Here is a 17,761-nt window from a genome sequence, read left to right as displayed (position 1 = left end):
TTTTATGTAATTTTGCACCTTAAATGAATAAATAGCAATTAAATATGTACAGAAGTAAGACTTGTGGAGAGCTTAGGCTCCAGGATGCCGGTAGTGTTGTAACACTGGCCGGATGGGTACAGCGAAGTCGTAAGATGGGTGGTATGACCTTCGTTGATCTTCGCGATCGTTATGGCTTGACTCAGCTTGTTTTCAACGAGGCTGACGATGCTGAACTGTGCGAGCGTGCCAACAAACTTGGTCGTGAATTTTGTATTCAGATTAAGGGTGAGGTAAGCGAGCGCCAGAGTAAGAATCCCAAGATGCCAACTGGTGACATTGAGATTCTGGTAAAGGAACTGAACGTGCTGAGCGAGAGTCTCACACCTCCATTTACCATCGAGGATAACACCGACGGTGGTGATGATATCCGTATGAAGTACCGTTATCTCGATCTGCGTCGTGCTGCTGTTCGTAAGAATCTCGAACTGCGTCACCGCATGACCATCCTGATTCGTAACTTCCTCGATGCTCAGAACTTTATCGAGGTAGAGACCCCAATCCTGATTGGTTCTACACCAGAGGGTGCTCGCGACTTCGTGGTTCCTTCACGTATGAACCCAGGTCAGTTCTATGCCCTGCCACAGTCACCACAGACCCTGAAGCAGCTGTTGATGGTATCAGGTTTCGACCGTTACTTCCAGATTGCCAAGTGCTTCCGTGATGAGGACCTGCGTGCCGACCGTCAGCCTGAGTTTACTCAGATCGACTGTGAGATGTCGTTCGTTGATCAGGAGGATGTTCTCCAGATTTTCGAGGATCTGGCTCGTCATCTGTTCAAGGAGGTTCGTGGTATCGAGTTGCCTGCTCTGCAGCGTATGACATGGCACGAGGCTATGCGTCGCTTTGGTAGCGATAAGCCCGATTTGCGTTTCGGCATGGAGTTCGTTGAGCTGATGGACCAGCTCAAGGGTACTGGTACTTTCCCTGTATTCAATGAGGCAACTTATATTGGTGGTATTTGCGTACCTGGTTGTGCTAACTATTCTCGTAAGCAGCTCGATGAGCTTACTGAGTTCGTTAAGCGTCCTCAGGTAGGTGCTAAGGGCTTGGTATATGTTAAGTTCAACGAGGATGGTACTGTTAAGTCGTCTATCGATAAGTTCTATACTCCTGAGGTTTGGGCTCAGGTTAAGGAGGCATGTGGTGCTAAGGATGGCGACCTCGTGCTGATTCTCAGTGGCGACAATGCCAACAAGACTCGTGTACAGCTTTGCACACTCCGTCTGGAGATGGGCGACCGTCTCGGACTGCGTGATAAGGATAAGTTCGTATGCTTGTGGATTGTCGACTTCCCACTCTTTGAGTGGAGCGATGAGGAGCAGCGCCTGATGGCTACTCACCACCCATTCACTATGCCTAACCCCGACGATATTCCTCTGTTGGATACCGATCCTGCTAAGGTTCGTGCCGTGGCTTACGACTTTGTTTGCAATGGTGTTGAAGTTGGTGGTGGTTCACTGCGTATCCACGATGGCAAACTTCAGGAAAAGATGTTCCAGATTCTGGGCTTCACTCCCGAGCGTGCTATGGCTCAGTTCGGATTCCTCATCAATGCCTTCAAGTACGGAGCACCTCCTCACGCAGGTCTCGCCTTCGGTTTGGATCGTTTCGTAAGTCTGATGGCTGGTCTCGACAGCATTCGTGATTGCATCGCATTCCCCAAGAATAACAGCGGTCGCGACGTGATGCTCGATGCACCAGGTGAGTTGGATCAGAAACAACTTGACGAACTGAACCTGAAGGTTGATATACGTCAAGAATAATTTACATTCTGCTAAAAAAGCCTAAAAATCAGTAAGTTGTCCGGAATAAAAGCGGTATTTTTGCATTCGAAAATTAACAGAAGTATAACACTTCAAATAGAGTATTAATTTTTTAGAACTATGGCAGAAAAGAAAGCAACAGCAAAGAAGGCTACCGAGACAAAGGTAGCCGCAGCTAAAAAAACAACCGTAAAGAAGGCCGCAGCTCCTAAGGCAGCTGCAAAGGCAGTTCTCGCAATCAACGCTGAGAATGTAGGTTTCAAGGCAGGTGATGTATATCAGGCACTTGCTGCAGCAGGTAAGGCTCTCACTGTAAAGGAGATTGCTAAGGCTGCAAAGATTTCTGAGGAGGAGACTCTTCTCGGTTTGGGTTGGCTCTTCAAGGAGGGCAAGCTCGCTAATGATGGTGAAAAAGTTACATTGGCTTAAGCCTTTTAACGAATGATAGAAAAAGGTCGGTAATCGCTTTTACCGGCCTTTTTTAAGCGAATATAATGACATACGATCAGCAGATACTAAGTATACTTACCAGTGTGGGTGATAAGGGCATCAGCGTTATGCAGGTGTCCAAGCATGTGTATAATATGAATTTGAGTTTTTTCTATACACCCGATCTCAATGAAATCCGTGCTTATGTGCAACAGTATCTGCTTAAGAATTCCAAGTCGCCTCAGTCGCTTATCGAGTCAACAGGTCGTCGTGGGTATTACCGTTTAAATACCCAGAACAATCCCGATGCCCGTCAGCTGATGTTGGAATTCGGTAGTTCTTTGTAAACCGTCTCGTATAGTTTCAGCAGTTGTTCCGCGGTTTTGCGCCATGAGAACATACCGGCTCTTTTTAGTCCTATCTCTTTTTGTGTCTCATAGTAGGCTTTGTCGTGTTCCAGGCGTAACATCTGTGCCGCAATCTCATCCGGATTCTCTGGGTTGATGAGAATGGCTTCGCTGCCACCTATCTCTGGCATCGACGAGGTGTTCGATGTAATTACAGGTGTGGCGCAGGCCATCGCTTCAAGGAGTGGAATACCGAAACTCTCTCGGAGCGAGGTGTACAGGAAGGCAAAGGCACTGTTGTAGATGTAAGGCAAATCGCTGTTTACGATATAGCCCGGCATTACAATATTCTGTCTGATATTCTCTATGTTGTTGCGTTCAATAATACCGTTCAGATACGTCTGATCTAAATCGGCCATCAGCAGTTTGCGCTTTACGGTAGATTTCTGTAAGTATTTCGAATAGGCTATCAGCGTACGTTCCGTATTCTTCTTGGGGTCGGTGTTGCCCAGGAAGAAGAAGTAGCCAGGCTTCTCTATATACGACTGGTAGATATCGGCCACATCTCTTAAAGGCTTGAACCAATCGTTATAGCCATTATATATCATCGCCATCCGCTCTTCTGGAATGTGCAGTTTGTTGATGATATTCTGTTTCTCAAAGTTCGATACTGTGATGATTCGCTTGCATTTCTGCAGAATCTTTGGCACCACCTTACGTCGGTACAACCATCCCAAATTCTGGTAGATGGATTTATTGTTCTTGTCTCTTGGCTCTAAGAAGATAATGTCGTGCAGTGTCAGTACCAATGGCACGTCGCAGAATATCGGCGCTGTGTTACTAGTGCAGTGCAGTAAGTCGAGATTGTATTTCTTGACGGCTCTTGGCAGGGTTATCTGTTCCCAAACGGGGTAGAAACTTTCGCCAATCACGATGATGTGTACGTTTTTGGTATCTTTCAGGCATCTATCAATACCAGGTGCCACAAACACAAAGTATTCGTTCTGCGTGTCTATCAGCTGTAGCTCTCTGATCTCCTGCAGAACCACATAGTCCATACCGTGCTTGTTACGGCGGAACACCCTTTGTGCTTCGATACCTATTCTCATATTTGTTTGATCACTTTTGCTGGCACACCTGCTACAAGCGAGTGGGGTGGTACATCTTTGGTTACTACTGCACCTGCTGCCACTACGCAATGGGTGCCTATTGTTACACCTGGCAGTACGACGGCATTTGCGCCAATCCATACGTCGTCTTCTATGGTTACGGCATTGGTGCTTACACCTTGCTCGTCTATCCGTTTGTTGGTGTCGTCAAAATTATGGTTCAGTGCCGTTACGGTTATGCCTTGCGCTAAGTTTACGTTATTTCCAATTCTTACCGGACCGATAATCGTATTGTGCAAACCTATTCTGGTGTAATCGCCAATCTGTACATCGCCCACAGCATTGTTGATGCAGGCAAACGATTCTACTACCGAATAATCGCCAAGTGAGAATTTGCGGTAGGGTGGTGTGTCCATCCTGGCCGATCGGTGAATCACCGAGTGCTTGCCGCGGTGCTGGTATAATGGAGCCAATAATCTTATAAACCAGCGCGGTCTTGTCTGCACCTGGTTCATAATTACCCAGTCAATCAGCTTTTTCAGCTTGGGGCTATGATTAAATTTTGCTCTTACGGTTTCGTTGTCCATCACTCTCAATCAGCGTTCTCCATTGCTCGGCAATCACATTAGCGTTGAAACGTTGTGATATCATAATAGCCTCGTTCGATTTTAGCTGCCAGTCCATGTAAGTGGCCTCTTCCAGACGTAGGGCCAGATTATCCACATCACCATTCTTAAAGTACATGCCGAAATCGCCCAGAATCTCTTTGCTCGAAGGCAGGTCCGACGAAATCACTGGTAGTCCGTGCGCCATTGCCTGTACCAATACCAGTCCGAAGTCTTTCCATCTTGCACTCGATACATAGATGCTAGCTTGCGAGTAGAACATCTGGATGTTTTCGGTAAATGGGTGTATCTTAACCTTTTTGGTCAGATAACGGTTCTCAATCATTGCGTTAAGTTTCTCCTTTTCAGGGCCATCTCCCACAATATCCAGATACCAGTCAGGGTTACGCTGCGCAAACTTATCAAAAGCTTTAATCAGCAGGTCGAATCCCTTATGCTTAGGATTCAATCTGCCTACAGCTAAGAAACGTTTGTTCTTTCCTGTTGATGGGGCGCCTGGCTTCAGTGTAAGTGGGTTTGGAATCACAAAGGGCGAGAATCCGTAGGCATGATAGTACATCTCCGAATCCTGCAGGTACAACAGCACGGTCTCGTCCAGTTTCTGCAACTGTCTACCGTAGTGGTATTTCAGCTCAGTGCCTAAGTAAGGTGAACCCTCTCTCAGGAAAGCATTGAACGAGTTGTAAATCCATCCTATGGCTTTTACACCACCCAAATCTCTCTTAATAGTTGCCAATCGCATAGAGAGATACGAGTTTACGGCAATAATCGTGTCGAAATCGCCTTCTTTTAATATCTTCACCACAGCCTCACGCTTCTGTCTTGGGAAAGAGCTGTGTGCATATAAATCGGATGTGATGGCTGTTTTAGGTAGAATGTTTTTATACAGGTAGCTATAGAGATTGTACGACATACGTTTCCATTTTCCTATTTCAGGAAAGTGCGTAAACACCACCTTCACAGGATAGTCTTTCAAACTATACATCGATAAGTCTTGTTGCTTCGGATCCTCAAAACTTACGATGGTCACATCATAATATTTTGTTAGCTCCTCAGCAATCACGGCAGTCACTCTCTGCATACCGCCCGACTTAAAAATACTATCTGTTATAAAACAAATTCTCTTCATACATGTATAATCAGCCAATTATCGTTGACAAAAGTACAAATATTTTTGGATTTTTCCAAATTTTATGCTTTATTTCTCCGAAAAATTGTTCATTCTATCAGTTGCTTCCACTGCGTAATGATATTTTTAATATCAAATCGTTGCGCAATAGCTATGGCTTCTTTCGATTTTGCCTGCCAGTCTATGTGAGTAGCCTCTTCCATCCGCTGTGCCAAATCCTCTATGTCGCCATTCTTAAAGTACATGCCAAAGTCGCCCATAATCTCTTTACTTGTTGGCAAATCCGATGAAATGATAGGTAATCCATGAGCCATTGCTTCAACCAAAACTAAACCAAACCCTTCCCATCTTGAGCTTAATACGTATATTTGTGCGTTCGAATAGAACGACTGGACATTATTTGTGAACGGATGAATGGTAATCCGCTTCTCTAAATGGTATTCTTTAATTAATTCCTTGTATAGCTTCTCCTCTGGTCCCTCTCCAACGATATCAAGATACCAGTCATTATTCTTCTTGGAAAACAGATAGAAAGCTTTAATTAATAAATCAAAGCCTTTGTGAAGGTGAGAAAATCTTCCAACTGCAAGAAACCGTTTCGATGTTCCTTGAGACGCTGCGCCAGGCTTCAATGTAAGCGGATTGTATATTACGGTCGGCTTGAAATTGGGGTCATAGTCGTAATATTTCTTGGCATCATGATTACACAAAAGCACTACGTCGTCGAGTTTCATGAATTGATATACATAGTGTCGTTTTCTAGCTGCGCCAATATACCTAAAGGTCTCCCCAAAAAGGGCCTCGTATGAATTATGAATCCATCCAATTGTTTTAACGTTATGAAGATTATTCTTCATGGTGGCTAATCTGCCAGCTAGCGGCGCATGGACTCCAATTATGATGTCATAATGTCCATTATTAAGTTCTTGTGTAAGTGCTTTCCTTAATGGATAAGGAAAAGAACTATATGCATATATGTCTGATAATAGTTTTGATTCTGGTCTGTATTTTTGATAGAGGCCACTATATGCTTTACATATTTTGTTCAAGATAAGTCCAATAGTTGGATATGAGAAGAAACGGTAATGAATATTTGTTTCGTGAAGTCCATAAAGAGAGGTGTCTTTTTTGTCTGGACTATCAAAGGTAAGAATAGTTACATTATTGTCTTTTGCCAAATCCTTGGCAATTACAGCTGTTACTCTTTGCACACCTCCAATGCTGAAAATGCTATCAACTACAAAGCAAATGTTCTTCATGGTTTAATACTATTCAATACTATCTTCATTTGATGTTTCCATGAAAGATCTATAATAGAACTTCTTATCTCCATAGGTGTTATGGATATCCTTTTGTAGAACTCAACAATACTGTTGATATCTATTGCTGTTTCGTTTGCTGGAACTTTAAACACATATGGCTTTTGGTCGAAATCACTATCGGTTTCTGAATATATAAAAGGAATACCTCTTGCTGCATATTCTCTGTTCTTAAGTGTTTTAATCTTGTCAATACCAACGCGATGTCTACCAAGACTACCTATGCCCATATCACATTTGTCAAATATAGAATCAAGTTCTTTTCCATGTTTTTTTCCATAAAGTATCACATATTTCTCCAACTTATTAGTTGAAATAAGATTATTGAATTCATTTTCTATCTCTTTGGAGAAGAAATATCCAACTACATGAAATTTGACTAAATATTTTTGCGTCTTAGAGTAGTAATCTGCTAATCCTTTTACTAATCTGTCAAATCCATGCCATTCGTGAATCTCTGCGACTCCGATTAAATTTAGCTCATTCGATGTATCATTAACATTATTCTTCATTTTGACGCTATCGAAATCAATACCATTAGAGATTCTGATGGTTCTTTGGCCAAATATCTGATTGTAATCGGAGAAAGTAACGATTGCGTCCAATTGCTTTGCAAGCGTTCTTCTAAATATTTTGTCGAAGAAGATTTGTTTGCTCATTCTTTGTGCCTTATATTCTGAGTCATATGGATATGTGGGAATTTCCATAACGACTTTTGTTCCGTTCTTCTTTATTCTCTTTACAAAGTTTATTGTAAAAGGATTAGCATTGTGGTTAGAACGAATATATACTAAATCAATATGTTTGTCTTTTGCGTACTTTATAATAGGTGAGAATTCTATTCTTTTACGTATCTTGCTCAAGATTCCATTGCCGAAATCTGCGATTTCTTTTCCATCAACGATTCTTTTTTTTGTTTCTATCTCATCCATGTAGCATAGATGTACGTTTGTACAGCATTTTTTTAATGCTTCAACTTGGTATGATATCTTTTTGCTGATACCATTATTGGGATCGAACCCATGGAATATGAGAAATAGAACATTCATATTATTATTTTTGGCAAAAATACGAAAACTTGCCGATATTACCAAATTAATAAGTTCTTTTCTTGATATTTTATTAATTTTTGCAAATCTTGTTAGAGTTTGCTTATTTATTTGTATCTTTGTAATCAAAATCGATGATAATGGATAATGAACGTTACAAAGTTGTATTCTGCACCCCTGCACTTTATTCTGCGGGAGGAGTGGAAAGAATTGTTACTGTTAAGGCGAACTATTTTGCTGAACAGTTAGGCTATGATGTAACCGTTATTGTAACAGAGGGAAAAGGTCGAGATTGTTTTTTTTCTATTTCAAATAAAGTCGATATTATAAATTACGAATTAAACTTTGAAGAACTATGGAGATTGCCTTTTTGGAGGAAAATCTTAGTATTTGTTCGTAAACAATATTTATTTAAGAAGAAGTTAACAGCAGATTTGTGTCATATTGGCCCTGATTTTACCATTAGTACATTACGACGCGAAATTAATTTTTTAACGCAGGTTAATGATGGTAGTGTAAAAATTGGCGAACTGCATGTAAACAGAGCAAATTATCGCAACTTTGATGAGAGAAATGTTAGTTTTGTCAAGAAATTGTTTGCAAAATATTGGATGAAGAACCTTGTCTCAAATCTTAAGAGGTTAGACAAAATGATCGTATTGACGAACAATGCTTTAGCAGATTGGCCCGAGATTGATAATATTGTGAAAATTCCAGATACTCTTCCTTTTAAAATTACTGGTAAATCAGAGTTGACAGACAAACGTTTGATTTCTATAGGTCGTTATGCGTATGATAAGGGAAATGATTTACTGTTACAGGTTTGGGCTATTGTTGAAAAAAAAGTCTTTGATTGGAAATTGGATATATATGGCAATGGCAACATAGAGCCTTATAGAGAACAAATGAAAAAGTTAAATTTGGATCAACAGCGATGCCATTTGTTCGGTTCAACTGTTGATGTGAAAAGAGAATATATGTCAAGTTCAATATTTGTTTTCCCTTCTCGTTTTGAGGGGTTCGGCTTAGTGTTGATAGAAGCCATGGCTTGTGGTGTTCCTGTTGTTTCGTTCGATTGTGAGAATGGTCCTCGTTCTATTATTACAGATGGCGATAATGGCTTCCTAATTCCGCCATTTGATATTAATCTTTTTGCTGAAAAGATAATGCTGTTGATGAAGGATCAAGAACTGAGATGTAAGATGGGGGCGAATGCTCAGAAGACTGCTTCTCAATATGAGATAAATAAAATTGGTTTACAGTGGAAACAACTATTTAATGACTTGAAAAGATAATGAAGAAATATGATGTAACCATAGGAATTCCGATCTATAATTCAGTTGATTGTATTCAGGCATCCCTGATGTCAGCTTTGTCACAATCTTATTCTTCAATAGAATTTTTGTTAGTTGACGATGGCTGTACTGATGGTTCTATGGATGTTGTTAAGCAAATTATTCATAATCATCATCGTAATAACGACGTTCATATAGTAACACATATAGTAAATCGAGGCGTTTCTGTGGCTAGGAATCAAATTATTGATGAGGCCCTTGGTGAGTATTTATATTTTATGGATTCTGATGATCAGATTACTGAGGATGCTATAGAATTATTGATGCGGAACGCACGACAATATGATGCAGAATTGGTTCTCGGATCATATCAGAAAATAGAGGTTTCTGGAGATAAAACTGTTTATAAATATCCATACAAATTATTACTTGGTAAAGACCAATTGGCATATTTCGCTTATCGAAAATATGCAGGTATCCAAGCTTCTGCATGTAATTATATAGTTAAGACAGAAATTCTTCGATTAAACCATCATCGCTTTGTAAATATTAATTATTGGGAGGACTTGGTTTTTACTTTTGATTTAGTTGCAATTATAACTCGTGCTGTCTTGCTTCCTGATGTCACTTACATGTATATATGTAGAGAAAATTCACTCTCGCATTATCAAGAACGTATAAATATCCTAAAGGCCGAAATAATGCGGAATGTTGAAGCTATTAATTATCTTAAGGAAACTTCGATGCCATTATCTAATGAAGGGTATTTTCCCAACCGCTGCTATAATATAGTTATGACCGATTTCTATATCGCAAGTTCAATTTTGAGAAGACGAAAGGCAATTACCTCTAATATCTCTAACGATGAGATTAAGGCCATCATGAAACATCCAGCCACATGGCAGCAAATCTGTTCATTTCGAAAATGTCGTTTTAAGAATCAAATCTTGTATATTATAGGAAAATTGCCATCACTGTTATGCGTTTTTGTAATAATGTGTATGGGTAAACTAAAAAAAATAATTTAAAAAATGTGGTCTGATTTAATGATATAGTATTTTTTTTGTATATTTGCAGCTGGATAAATACAAGGAGAATGGCAATACCTATTTTAGATAGTGTTAAAACTATAGAATATCAATACTCTACGGGAGAGACTCCTGTGTTGGTAATGTGCTCTGATAAGAATGCTTATATTTGTAAGTATGTGCGTTCGCGAGAGAGTGCCTTGAAACTTGTTTGTGAGTTAATTGGTGCTAATATGGCAAAGGCTTGGCAGTTATTAACCCCTGATATCGCTTTTGTTCAAATAAAAAATGAACATTGCAATGGAAAATATGTTAAGAATTTGACTTCTTCTTTGTCCTTAGGTAGTAAGCTCCTAGATAGGGTCGTGGATGTTACTCCAGGTACCGATACAAATATAAATTTGTCAACAACGGTTCTTCGACAGTTGTTAAAAATAGCTTTGTTTGATTTTTGGATCGCAAATGAAGATCGTAATATGAATAATGCGAATCTTCTTTATGATGTTGGACATGGGAAATTGGTTTCAATAGATTATGGATGTATCTTGAATACTGCTTCTTTTGATTGTTCAATGAGTCTTCTTACTTCAAATGAATCGATAATTTGCACAAGTATGTTTCAAGAACTTATCAAGGATAAGAAAATATCTATCGAATCAATTATTGATGAATTTAAACAGGAGTATAAGCCCTGTTTGAATCGTGGAAAAAAACGAATCAAGATAATCTTGGAAGAACTACCTGATTCATGGAATGTTCCGAAAGATGATGTTAAAACAAAGATGTTGCAACTTTTTGAAGAGCGTTGGACAACTATAGTGTGGAATTGTTTTGTTGAATGTATAAGAAATAATGTAGAAAATGGATAGTTTGAAATATAGTATAATATATGTAGTAATACGTCCTGAAATTTCGGAAAAGATAAGTATTGGAATGATAATTTATGATGGTGAGAGTATTGATGTTAGATATTCCCGCCTAAAAATTAACGCTCTAACGGGACTCCTTCCCCAGAAAGAGTGTGTTTTTGTTACAAAGGTTGTGAGTCAAATTAAACGAAAAAAGCGTTTGAATACTTTGGATGATGTGAATTATTTGGCTCGTTACTCAAATAATCTTATTGCATTTTCTCCATTAAAGAGTATAGATGTTCCCCCGACTGCTTATAGTAAAAATTGGCTTTATAAGAAATATGTTTATACACGTGTTTAACTATTATGGAAAACTGGTACAATAAATATCTGTCAATATATGGGAAATCCATGGATGATATTTCTGATTCTGTTTTAGATGAGATTAAAACCAATCTTGCAAAGAAACAGAGTGTAGAGCCTTTGGTGTCGGTAGTTGTGATAGCATATAATGAGGAACGCAGATTGGCTGCCTGTTTGTGGTCATTAAGTGAGCTTCGAACCAAATATCCCATAGAGATCTTGGGTGTTAATAACAACTCCAAGGATAGGACTGAAGAAGTATATAAGCGCATAGGGCTCCCGTATTTTAATGAGTTTAAACAGAGTCCTGGTTTTGCAAGGCGATGTGGGTTAGAGAATGCTAAAGGTAAATATCATTTTTGTATTGATGCAGATACTTTTTACCCTCCTCGTTATGTTGACTTAATGATGGCCAAATTGGTGAGACCGGATGTGTCTTGTGTCAGTTCTTTCTGGAGTTTCTTCCCAGACGAAAACCATTCGCGTTTTGGCTTGTTCCTTTTTGAGATGATTCGTGATATGTTCCTATTTGTACAGCATTTTAAGCGTCCAGAACTTTGCGTACGCGGAATGGTATTCGCGTTCAATGCAGAATATGCTCGTCAGGTAAAGATTCGTACAGATATCCGCCGTGGTGAGGACGGGTCTTTGGCATTATCATTAAAACCATTTGGTAAAATTGTGTTCCTTTATAATCGCAAGGCGCGCCCCGTCACGGGCTATGGAACTATAGGCTCACAATCTCTATTGCAGAGTTTTGTTCAGCATGTAAAAATACAAGGTAGGGGTCTATCTCGTATTTTCTACAAAAAAGAACATTACGAGGATAAGCGTGATAATATTATTAATCCAACGATATGAGATTGTTGTATATTACTGATGCATTAGCCATATGGGGCGGAATAGAACGTATTCTGGTTGAGAAGGCTAATTGTTTGGCTGATAACTATAACTATGATGTACATCTCGTAACAGTGAATCAGGGGGCGCATCATATTATTTTTCCACTTAGTGAAAAAGTTCATTATGTAGATTTGGATATTAGATTTCATCAGCAATATTATTTTCGTGGTTTCTCTCGACTAAATAAAAGATGGGAGCTGAAAAAACTGTTTGTTGATAGGCTGAAAACATATGTGGACAAAGTAAAACCAGATATAATTCTTACTGCACGTACAGAATTAATTCCTGGAATTATAGCTGTAAAAGGGGATGTTCCTTTAGTCTATGAGTCGCATTCTTCGTATATCGCTCATCAATATTTGTCTGATGGTTTCTTTTCTTTAATGAAATCAGAATTACGAAATCGAAATGTTAAGCATGTAGATATGTTGGTTACTTTGACTAACGGCGATGCATTCGAATGGAGAAAGTTAACGAAAAATGTTTGTGTTATACCAAATGTTGTTCATTTAAACACCAGCGGAAGTTACAGCGACTGTAAAAATAAAACCGCGATTTTTGTTGGCAGGTATTCGCGTCAGAAAGATATTGGTAGTCTCTTGAAAATATGGCGTATTGTACATTATAGATTTCCAGATTGGGAATTACATATTTATGGGGGCTTTGGTGAGGAGCAAGAGTCTATAATTGATGCCATTGATAAAATGGATATAAATATCAAAGCATGTCCTCCGACTTCCGCTATATTTGAAAAGTATCGTGAAAGTTCAATTTTGCTTTTGACATCACTTTTCGAGCCTTTTGGTTTGGTGTTGCCTGAAGCTATGAGTTGTGGCTTGCCTGTTGTGGCTTTTGATTGTCCCTATGGACCACGTGATATTATCCGAGATGGAATAGATGGTTTTGTTGTTGGTAATCGTGATATAAACTTGTTTGCGGAAAAAGTTTGTCTGTTGATGGGTAGATATAATCTTCGTGTCGAAATGGGTAAGAATGGTATATTATCTTCAGCTCGTTACAAAGACACAAGTATTATGCCTCAATGGATAAAACTGTTTATGTCTCTTAAGAAATAATATTTCATTTTTATTTGGAAATGTCATTTATTTGTCTTATCTTTGCAGAAATTATTAGTTTCATCAATACTCATATAGAATAATGATACCTAAGATTATACATTTATGTTGGCTGAGTGGCGATCCTTATCCACCAAAGATTTCAAGATGTTTGGCTTCTTGGAAAAAGTTTCTTCCAGAGTATGAGGTTATTCTTTGGGATACTAATCGTTTTAATCTGGATTCATCAATTTGGGTTAGACAAGCATTCGAAAAGAAAAAGTACGCTTTTGCTGCAGATTATATTCGCTTCTATGCCTTGTATAACTATGGTGGTATTTATTTGGATTCAGATGTGGAGGTATTAAAGAGCTTTGATGATTTGTTGGATTTACCATATTTTATGGGTGCTGAGAAAGCACAAACCCCAGAGGCTGCTATTATTGGAGCTGAGAAAGGGTGTGACTGGATTAAGGCATGTTTGGATTATTATCAGGATCGCCCTTTTATCAATGAGGATGGAAGCCTGAATATTCAAACGGTACCTGATATTATGATTCGACAGATTGAGCAGCTCAAACCTGTTCGAGTACTTTCCTTAGAGGATAGTTTGAGTATTAGGAATTTGGATATGCAAAAAGAAGTGTTAGAGTTTGATGACGTATTCTTCTCTCCAAAAGTCTTCGATTCACGCTTGGTGGAAATAACACCATATACATACGCCATTCACCATTATCAAAACTCCTGGTTCTCTCCAAAGGCAAAAGCATATTACCGTACTCGTGCTTTCCTGGTGAAGATTTTGGGACAGAAATTTGTCCGTAAGGCAGAGGTAACATTTATGCCTTGGAAATTTAAGAAATAAACAAGTTGAATGAGAATACTTATCATACATCGGTCTTTTGCATTAGTCGGGGGCGCAGAACGTGTCATTACCGATAAGGCAAATTATCTGGCTAACGAAGGTCATCAGTTGATGCTTATCAGTTATGAACAAGGTAATCATCCTCTCCCTTATAAACTTCATCCGTCTGTACAATTTCAGGATCTGGATTGCCGTTTCTTTACTTTGTCTAAGTATTCGGCTCTCAAACATCTGTATCTATATTTTCGTTTGAAAAAAAAATTTAAGAACAATCTACGTTTGGTTGTTAATAAATTTAAACCCGATGTAGTTGTGTTGGCTTCTGATTGGCAAATTCTGATAGGAACTGTGGTTGATTCTGTTTATCCTATACCTGTAATTGCTGAATTTCACAATACATACGACTATGTTATGCGGGAAGTTGGTACATCTGGGGGGTGGTTGAAGACTAGGTTGACTAAGCTGTATTATCGTCAAACAATTATGAACTTGAGACAGTGCGCTCAACTTGTAACTTTGACAGATGGTGATGCAAAATGTTGGAGACGTTATTTTAATAACGTCACGGTTATTCCTAATCCGTTGACATTTTATCCATACGTGATAGATAATATACCAAAGGATCATGGACGTATTATTTTTGTCGGTCGATTTAATCACGAGAAGCGTATAGATAGGTTAATATCAGCTTTTTCAATGATTGCAGACAAGTATCCGGATTGGCATTTGGATATCTTTGGTGAAGGCAATGAGAAAAGAAACTTATTAACTCAGATATTAGAGCTGAACTTAGAAGGCCGAGTCGTAATTCATGAACCAACTAATGCAATCTATGATGAATATAAACGTAGTGAAATGCTAGTTCTATGTTCGGAACATGAAGCTTATTCGTTGGTTTTGGTTGAAGCAATGTCTTGTGGTGTTCCATGTGTTTCTATGGATTGCCCCCGTGGCCCTCGTGAGATTATTAAGGATGGTGTTAATGGTCTCTTGTCAAGGGATGGTGATGTAGAAGACTTGTCTGTTAAAATGGAATGGATGATTGTTCATGAAAATGATCGTAAAAGAATGGGACAGGCAGCAAGGGATTTTGCTGCAACACGCCAACTTCATGTGGTTATGACAGAATGGATAAGGTTGTATAATAGTTGTATAGCTAAATGATTTATAGATGAAGTTATTAAGCATAATAATACCTGTATATAACGTTGAAAGATATATACGAGATTGTTTGGAATCCATCTTCAAGCAAGGGTTGTCGGATAATGTTTTTGAAATAATCCTTGTTAATGATGGTACACCTGATAATAGTATAGGTGTAATTTCTGATTTTGTTGATGACCATGATAATGTTATTGTTTTAAATCAGAAAAATCAAGGTGTGTCTATAGCTCGTAATGCAGGTCTTGAAAAATCTCAAGGGAAATATGTGTATTTTATGGATCCTGATGATTTGTTGGTTGATGATGCTCTTTCAATTCTTCTTCCTAAAGCAATTGAATCGTCTGTTGACGTTTTGATGACAGATCATCGTCGTTTTAATGATGGTGATGATTATGAGAGTCTAATACATGTAACTCAACAATACTCAGGTTGTAAAAAAACAGGGGAACAAGCTTATATTGAAGATTTAAGTCCGTATGAATGCTATATCTGGAAAATGATTATTAAACGTAGTTTTTTGTATGAAAAAAATATTTTCTTTAAACCGTTTGGATACGAAGATACTCTTTTTTGTCAGGAATGTTTAATTCAAGCCAGAAATGTTATTAAAGCAGATCTTTTCTTATGTGCTTATCGGTTGCGTTCAGGATCCTTTACATCATCTATGAATCTTAAGAAGATGCTTGATTTGAATAGTTGTCTATCGGCTTTGATTAGGATAAAAGAAAATACGAAGATTTCGATTCCCGTGAAAAGAAAACTTGCGGATAATATCCTCTCCTCGCTTTCGTATGGGATTTGGTGTATTGCAAATACTGAAACATTATATCATGAAAGAAAGATAATCGTTTCAGATTTAAAATCGAAAATCCCTCCTTCGAGGTTGTTTTTTTATGGGAGTATTAAACAGTTTCTGATTTCTGTTATGTTTCGTTTTTTTCCGTATATTTATTTGCATCTTCATAGATTGTGGTAAAGGTCTCTATCATAATTCCGGTATATAAAGTAGAACAATATATAAAGAGATGTATTTGCTCTATTTTGGCTCAGGAGAGTGCTAATTGTAATTTAGAGTGTGTTGTTGTCAATGATTGCACGCCAGATAATAGTATGGAAATCATAAATGGTGTTTTGTCTGATTATGATGGAAATATTCATTTTGTATTCTGTAAACATGATGTGAATAGAGGTCTTTCTGAAGCGCGTAACACAGGAATTAAAAAAGCTACTGGTGACTTCGTTTTTTTTGTTGATTCTGATGATTATTTAAGTGACGATTGTTTGAAATTAATGATAGGTGCTCTGGAATCTTATCCAGGTGTTGATGTTGTGCTGGGGAATGCATACTCTTGTAAATATGGGCGTCCTTTCTTTCCACCAGTTTCTGTACCAACATTATTGACCGATAAGAATGATGTATTATTAAAGATTTTTTTTGCAAATCTTCATTTCCATGCATGGAATAGATTGGTTCGTCGAGATTTGATAGTAAATAATGATTTATATTTTGTGGAAGGATTATTATATGAAGACATGCCGTGGACATATAAGTTGGTCACTGTAATGTCATCTATGTTGGTTTTGCCGAATAATACTTATATTTACGAGTACAACGAAAACTCAATAATGAATACAACTGAAGCAAAGATTAATAGAGTGGTTTATAGTTTCTGTTATATTATTAATTATATCTTGGATAATATATCTAAAGAAATCCGAAGCGATTGCCGAATCTATTGTTTCGGAATCCTTTTACGAACGATAGATATGGTTTCTCAATTTCCTTGTACTGACGAGATGGGAAGATTGTTGTATAAAGTTAAGGTTCGTTTAGTTAAAGAGGCCTTATGTTCAGGCCGTTTGTTGTTGTCGTTGTTTTTTATAACAGGCTTTAAGCCTATTGTTAATATCTATAAGATTTCTGTTGTCAGAAACCAATACCACAGAATGACTGTGGTATTAGGTGGAATTGAAAGAGTTTTGGATAGGATTATTTGAATCCCGATTATATAAGCACTCAGTATAATGATTTTTAATCATAGAAACACGACATAAGAACTGTCGTCTTTATTTGCACTATTGCACTGCAAAGGCACAACGAAACTACAATACAATTGCTAAAATGTGTTTTTATCGAATGCTTGCATAAATATAAATTGAGTGCAAAAAACGGTCGATATCCACCCACCCAAAACGGGGATATCCGTTCACTTTTCTGACTCGTTCATCCTAATGGCGCTGCAAATTTAATCATTTTTCTGTAACATCACTCTTTTTTGTCGATTTTTTCTTCCGCATACTCTCTCCTTTGAGGTCAAAACGTACAGCTGTGTGCACGATTCTGTCAAGGATGGCATCAGCAGCAGTGGTATTCTTCTTAAGCACGTCGTACCAGTTTGAAACTGGCAATTGAGACACGATGAT

Annotated in this window: 19 protein-coding genes; 13 read left to right on the top strand and 6 right to left on the bottom strand. The window is 38.2% G+C overall.

Translation table 11 applies throughout. The annotated features are described in order from the left end of the window. Positions 1-44: 44 nt before the first annotated feature. The 3 genes from aspS (at position 45) to T500_RS15485 (ending at position 2,581) form a co-directional block, all read left to right on the top strand. Positions 45-1,805 carry an aspartate--tRNA ligase gene (gene aspS / locus T500_RS0107640; protein ID WP_028907619.1) on the top strand — a complete coding sequence of 587 codons (1,761 nt, stop codon included), beginning with the start codon at positions 45-47 and terminating at the stop codon, positions 1,803-1,805. Between the two features lie 120 nt (positions 1,806-1,925). Then, positions 1,926-2,234 carry a winged helix-turn-helix domain-containing protein gene (locus T500_RS0107635; protein WP_028907618.1) on the top strand — a complete coding sequence of 103 codons (309 nt, stop codon included), beginning with the start codon at positions 1,926-1,928 and terminating at the stop codon, positions 2,232-2,234. A 65-nt stretch (positions 2,235-2,299) separates the two neighbouring features. Continuing rightward, entirely contained in the window at positions 2,300-2,581 is a 282-nt protein-coding gene (locus T500_RS15485; protein ID WP_013063982.1) for a hypothetical protein, read from the top strand. Here T500_RS15485 and T500_RS0107625 read toward each other — a convergent pair. From T500_RS0107625 to T500_RS0107605, 5 genes are all read right to left on the bottom strand, one after another. Beyond that, positions 2,548-3,690, bottom strand: coding sequence for a glycosyltransferase family 4 protein (locus T500_RS0107625; RefSeq protein WP_028907617.1), 1,143 nt, complete (start codon positions 3,688-3,690; stop codon positions 2,548-2,550). The two genes, T500_RS15485 and T500_RS0107625, sit on opposite strands and share 34 nt — an antisense overlap. Further along, positions 3,687-4,277, bottom strand: a complete 591-nt coding sequence (locus T500_RS0107620; protein WP_028907616.1) for an acyltransferase — start codon at positions 4,275-4,277, stop codon at positions 3,687-3,689. The genes T500_RS0107625 and T500_RS0107620 overlap by 4 nt, the downstream gene beginning before the upstream one ends. Then, the gene (locus T500_RS15480) at positions 4,246-5,445 is read right to left on the bottom strand and encodes a glycosyltransferase (RefSeq protein WP_051611950.1); all 1,200 of its coding nucleotides are present in this window, start codon (positions 5,443-5,445) and stop codon (positions 4,246-4,248) included. Before T500_RS15480 ends, T500_RS0107620 begins: the two co-directional genes overlap by 32 nt. An 89-nt stretch (positions 5,446-5,534) precedes the next feature. Then, complete coding sequence (locus T500_RS0107610) at positions 5,535-6,704, bottom strand: glycosyltransferase (protein ID WP_028907615.1); 1,170 nt, start codon at positions 6,702-6,704, stop codon at positions 5,535-5,537. Then, on the bottom strand, positions 6,701-7,813 hold the full coding sequence (locus T500_RS0107605) for a glycosyltransferase (protein WP_028907614.1): 1,113 nt from the start codon (positions 7,811-7,813) through the stop codon (positions 6,701-6,703). The genes T500_RS0107610 and T500_RS0107605 overlap by 4 nt, the downstream gene beginning before the upstream one ends. A gap of 140 nt (positions 7,814-7,953) precedes the next feature. Here T500_RS0107605 and T500_RS0107600 point away from each other — a divergent pair, with 140 nt between their 5' ends. From T500_RS0107600 to T500_RS16385, 10 genes are all read left to right on the top strand, one after another. Then, positions 7,954-9,108 (top strand): glycosyltransferase family 4 protein, encoded by a 1,155-nt coding sequence (locus T500_RS0107600; protein ID WP_051611955.1) that lies wholly within the window; start codon positions 7,954-7,956, stop codon positions 9,106-9,108. Beyond that, positions 9,108-10,136, top strand: coding sequence for a glycosyltransferase family 2 protein (locus T500_RS0107595; protein WP_036908823.1), 1,029 nt, complete (start codon positions 9,108-9,110; stop codon positions 10,134-10,136). Before T500_RS0107600 ends, T500_RS0107595 begins: the two co-directional genes overlap by 1 nt. 68 nt (positions 10,137-10,204) lie before the next feature. Next, on the top strand, positions 10,205-11,005 hold the full coding sequence (locus T500_RS0107590; RefSeq protein WP_028907611.1) for a HipA family kinase: 801 nt from the start codon (positions 10,205-10,207) through the stop codon (positions 11,003-11,005). Continuing rightward, positions 10,998-11,348: a hypothetical protein gene (locus T500_RS0107585; protein ID WP_028907610.1), complete on the top strand. Its 351-nt coding sequence runs from the start codon at positions 10,998-11,000 to the stop codon at positions 11,346-11,348. Before T500_RS0107590 ends, T500_RS0107585 begins: the two co-directional genes overlap by 8 nt. A 5-nt stretch (positions 11,349-11,353) precedes the next feature. Then, positions 11,354-12,211 (top strand): glycosyltransferase family 2 protein, encoded by an 858-nt coding sequence (locus tag T500_RS0107580; RefSeq protein WP_028907609.1) that lies wholly within the window; start codon positions 11,354-11,356, stop codon positions 12,209-12,211. Further along, complete coding sequence (locus tag T500_RS16390; RefSeq protein WP_051611949.1) at positions 12,208-13,329, top strand: glycosyltransferase family 4 protein; 1,122 nt, start codon at positions 12,208-12,210, stop codon at positions 13,327-13,329. The genes T500_RS0107580 and T500_RS16390 overlap by 4 nt, the downstream gene beginning before the upstream one ends. 82 nt (positions 13,330-13,411) lie before the next feature. Continuing rightward, entirely contained in the window at positions 13,412-14,173 is a 762-nt protein-coding gene (locus T500_RS0107570; protein ID WP_028907608.1) for a glycosyltransferase family 32 protein, read from the top strand. Between the two features lie 9 nt (positions 14,174-14,182). Continuing rightward, positions 14,183-15,337: a glycosyltransferase family 4 protein gene (locus T500_RS0107565; protein WP_028907607.1), complete on the top strand. Its 1,155-nt coding sequence runs from the start codon at positions 14,183-14,185 to the stop codon at positions 15,335-15,337. A 7-nt stretch (positions 15,338-15,344) separates the two neighbouring features. Then, entirely contained in the window at positions 15,345-16,313 is a 969-nt protein-coding gene (locus tag T500_RS0107560; protein WP_028907606.1) for a glycosyltransferase, read from the top strand. Beyond that, positions 16,307-17,335 carry a glycosyltransferase family 2 protein gene (locus T500_RS16385; protein ID WP_028907605.1) on the top strand — a complete coding sequence of 343 codons (1,029 nt, stop codon included), beginning with the start codon at positions 16,307-16,309 and terminating at the stop codon, positions 17,333-17,335. The genes T500_RS0107560 and T500_RS16385 overlap by 7 nt, the downstream gene beginning before the upstream one ends. 252 nt (positions 17,336-17,587) lie before the next feature. On the opposite strand, the gene T500_RS16660 is transcribed toward T500_RS16385, so the two are convergent. Next, on the bottom strand, positions 17,588-17,761 hold a 174-nt coding region (locus T500_RS16660), incomplete at its 5' end, for an ATP-binding protein (RefSeq protein WP_196243486.1).

Origin of the sequence: Xylanibacter ruminicola Ga6B6 (genome assembly GCF_000687715.1) — a bacterium.
Lineage (GTDB): Bacteria > Bacteroidota > Bacteroidia > Bacteroidales > Bacteroidaceae > Prevotella > Prevotella ruminicola_B.
The sequence above is the reverse complement of the archived record's forward strand: the minus strand, read 5'-3'. Positions and strand labels throughout refer to the sequence as shown.